General features: G+C 71.8%; 3 protein-coding genes. 1 reads left to right on the top strand and 2 read right to left on the bottom strand.

Annotated elements, in window-relative coordinates; all coding sequences use genetic code 11:
• Positions 1-188: 188 nt before the first annotated feature.
• Positions 189-1,091 carry a 5'-3' exonuclease gene (locus tag AB0O00_RS33295; protein WP_363658193.1) on the bottom strand — a complete coding sequence of 301 codons (903 nt, stop codon included), beginning with the start codon at positions 1,089-1,091 and terminating at the stop codon, positions 189-191.
• 49 nt (positions 1,092-1,140) lie between these two features.
• Positions 1,141-2,220, bottom strand: coding sequence for a cation diffusion facilitator family transporter (locus AB0O00_RS33290; RefSeq protein WP_363658189.1), 1,080 nt, complete (start codon positions 2,218-2,220; stop codon positions 1,141-1,143).
• Between the two features lie 336 nt (positions 2,221-2,556).
• Between AB0O00_RS33290 and AB0O00_RS33285 the strand changes: the two genes are divergently transcribed.
• Positions 2,557-3,346: acyl-ACP desaturase (locus tag AB0O00_RS33285; protein ID WP_363658191.1), on the top strand; the 790-nt coding region annotated here is incomplete at its 3' end.

Genomic DNA, 3,346 nt, shown 5'->3' with positions numbered 1-3,346 from the left:
GCGGCGCAGGCCAGGGAGGCGAGCAGGAAGCCGGCCACCCCGACGCGGAACACCCGCCGCCGACCAAGGGTCGTCTCCTGCTGTACAGACAGTGAACTCGGCATGCGGATAAGCGGGATCGATCCCACTCTCACCTTTTGGGGACGGGCCCGCACGTCCACACGGCGTGCGGGCCCCATCGGCGTTGTTCAGCGGGTGGCGAGGGCTTCCAGGATGCGGTCCAGGGAGGTGCCGAGGCCCCAGCGGGTGGAGAGTTCTTCGAGGGTCATGGGGTCGAGGGGCTCGTGGGGGAGGGCCGGGTCGAAGAGGGGGAGGGGGGCGTCGTCGGCGACGCGGACGACCTTCGGGGCGACGTCGAGGTAGGCGGCGCCCTCGACGATGTTGCGGCGGCGGGCGGGGGTGAGCTTGGAGGCGACGTCGAGGGCGGCGGCGCGGATGGCGGGGAGGTCGCCGTACTCGTTGATGAGCTGGGCGGCGGTCTTCTCGCCGATGCCCTTGACGCCGGGCAGGCCGTCGGACGGGTCGCCGCGCAGGGCGGCCATGTCGGCGTACTGGGCGCCGCGCACGCCGTACTTCTCCAGGAGTAGGGCGTCGTTCGTCACCTGGAGGTTCCCCATGCCCTTGACGGGGTAGAGGACGGTGATCTCGCGGTCGTCGTCGACGAGTTGGAACAGGTCGCGGTCGCCGGTGACGATCTGCACCGGGCCGGTGGCCTTGGCGGTGAGAGTGCCGATGACGTCGTCCGCCTCGTAGCCGGGGGAGCCGACGCGGGCGATGCCGAGCGCGTCCAGCACCTGCTCGATCACGGGGACCTGCGGGGCGAGGGTGTCGGGCACCTCCTCCTCGCCGTCCTCGGCGGCCTCGGCGACGCGGTGGGTCTTGTACGACGGCACGAGGTCCACCCGCCACTGCGGGCGCCAGTCGGCGTCCATGCAGGCGACCAGCTGGTCGGGGCGGTGGTCGTGGACCAGCCGGGCGATGAAGTCCAGCAGGCCGCGGACGGCGTTGACCGGCTCACCCTGCGGCGAGCGCAGGGTGTCCGGTACGCCGAAGTAGGCCCGGAAGTAGAGGCTGGCGGAGTCGAGCAGCATCAGTCGCGGTGCGGTCACGCCCTCGATCATGCCGCATGGGGCCGACGGATCAGTGTTCGTGCGGTCCCGCGCGGTGGACCGGGCCGTGTGCGTCGGCGCAGTGCTCGGCGGACTGGTCGTCGCCCGGGGAGGCGATCTGGAGCAGCGCGCCGGCCTCGTCCTCGCCGACGTGGTCGACCTGGAGGGTGCTGTGGGTGATCCCGTACTCCTTCGCCAGTCGCCTCTGCAGTTCGCGCCGGACGGCGTGGCAGTCGCCGCCGGGGGTGACCAGGATGTGCGCCGACAGGGCCGGCTGGTTGGAGGTGATCTCCCAGATGTGCAGGTCGTGGATCTCCTCGACCAGCGGTTCGGTGACCAGTCGGTCGGCGACGGCGTCCGGGTCGATGCCGGCCGGGGCGGCCTCCAGGAAGATCCGTCCGGAGTCCCGGACCAGGCCGATGCCCGCCTTGAGCATCAGGGCGACGACGATCAGCGAGGCGATCGCGTCGGCCCGGGCGAAGCCGGTGGTCAGGACGACGAGGCCGGCGACGGCGGTGGCGATGAACGCGTACAGGTCGGTGAGGACGTGCTGGAAGGCGCCTTCGACGTTGAGCGAGCTGCGGTTGGCCTTCGACATGCACCACGTGGCCGCCAGGTTGACGACGATGCCGATCAGCGCGGTGACCAGCACCAGCGAACCGGTGACGGCCGGCGGTTCGATCAGCCGGGTGACCGCCTCGTAGCCGAGCCACGCGGACAGGACCAGCAGAGTGACGCCGTTGGCCTGCGCGGAGAGGATCTCGGCGCGCTTGAGGCCGTACGTGTAGCCGCCGCGGGCCGGGCGGGCGGCGAGCCGCATCGCGACCAGCGCGAGGGCGATCGAGGCGGCGTCGGTGAGCATGTGCGCGGCGTCGGAGATCAGGGCCAGCGACTGGGCGGCGAAGCCGACCACGACCTCGCCGGCCATGAAGACGACGATCAGGGCGAGGGCGCTGACCAGCCAGCGGCGGTCGGCGTCGGCGGCGACGGCGTGCGAGTGGCCGCCGTGGCCGCCGTGGCCGTGCGCGTGACCGTGACCGTGCTCGTGGCCACGCTCGGCGTGGTCGTGGTCATGTGCATGCTCATCGTGGGAATGCTCGTGCCCGGCCATCGAAGTCCTCTCTGGACGCACGGGTGGGAAGGGGGCGCGGCGCGATCGCCCCGCACCGGAAGTGAACCGCAGAATCGACAAAGATCCAAAGGCTGTACTGGTGACCGTTGTCGTTCCCGTCGGGGCGCCCCTCGAACGGCCTCGGAGCAGCCCCGGATCGATCTCCCGGTTGCCCCTGGCATAGGCCTTGGTCAATCCGAGTGAGCGCATCACTCGGCCGAGTGAACCCGGCTTGCACCGTCCCGCGCGGGTCCGCGACGATCATGCCCCGTGAAGATCGATACCGCGGGACCCGTCCGCTGGCTCGTCGAACTCGAAGCAACCGCCGAAGAGTTGATGAATCGTCATCTCACCTCGGCGCGCGAGTGGTTCCCGCACGAGTACGTCCCCTGGAGCCGGGGCCGGGACTTCGACGGCCCGCTCGGCGGGGAGCCCTGGCGCCCCGAACAGTCCGCGGTCGCCCCCGCCGTGCGCTCCGCCCTCGTCGTCAACCTGCTCACCGAGGACAACCTGCCCGGCTACCACTGGATCATCGGCGACCGGACCGCCAGGGACGGCGCCTGGGGCGCGTGGCTGCACCACTGGACGGCCGAGGAGGACCGCCACGCCTCCGCCCTCCGCGCCTACCTGCACGTCACCCGCGCCGTCGACCCGGTTGCCCTGGAGCGTGCCCGCATGGCGCACCTGTGCACCGGCACCATCCCGCAGCCCGCGGACGCGCTCGACGTGATCGCGTACGCGGCCGTCCAGGAGCTCGCCACCCGGGTCAGCCACCGCAACACCGGCCGGCTCAGCGGCGATCCGGCCTGCGACCGGTTGCTCGCCCGCATCGCCCAGGACGAGAACCTGCACATGGTCTTCTACCGGGAGCTCCTGCGGGCCGCCGCCGAGCTCGACGCCGACCAGGTGCTCGTCACGCTCGACGAAACGATTCGCGGTTTCGCCATGCCCGGCCAGGGCATGCCCGGCTTCGGCCGGATGGCCGCCGAGATCGCCGTCGCCGGCGTGTACGACCCGCGGGTGCACCACGACGAGGTGCTCGTCCCGCTGCTGCGCGCGCTCAGGGTCCTCGACCTGGGCGGGCTCGGCCCCGCCGGGGAGCAGGCCCGCGAGCGCATCGCCGGGC

It is taken from the genome of Kitasatospora sp. NPDC093558, from assembly GCF_040683475.1.
In the GTDB taxonomy this organism is placed as follows: Bacteria; Actinomycetota; Actinomycetes; order Streptomycetales; family Streptomycetaceae; genus Kitasatospora.
The sequence above is the reverse complement of the archived record's forward strand: the minus strand, read 5'-3'. Positions and strand labels throughout refer to the sequence as shown.

What these genes read in the sequence shown, in the direction of transcription:
- AB0O00_RS33290 (WP_363658189.1), bottom strand. Translation starts at nt 2,220, where the DNA reads ATGGCCGGGCACGAGCATTCCCACGATGAGCATGCACATGACCACGAC.
- AB0O00_RS33295 (WP_363658193.1), bottom strand. Translation starts at nt 1,091, where the DNA reads ATGCTGCTCGACTCCGCCAGCCTCTACTTCCGGGCCTACTTCGGCGTA.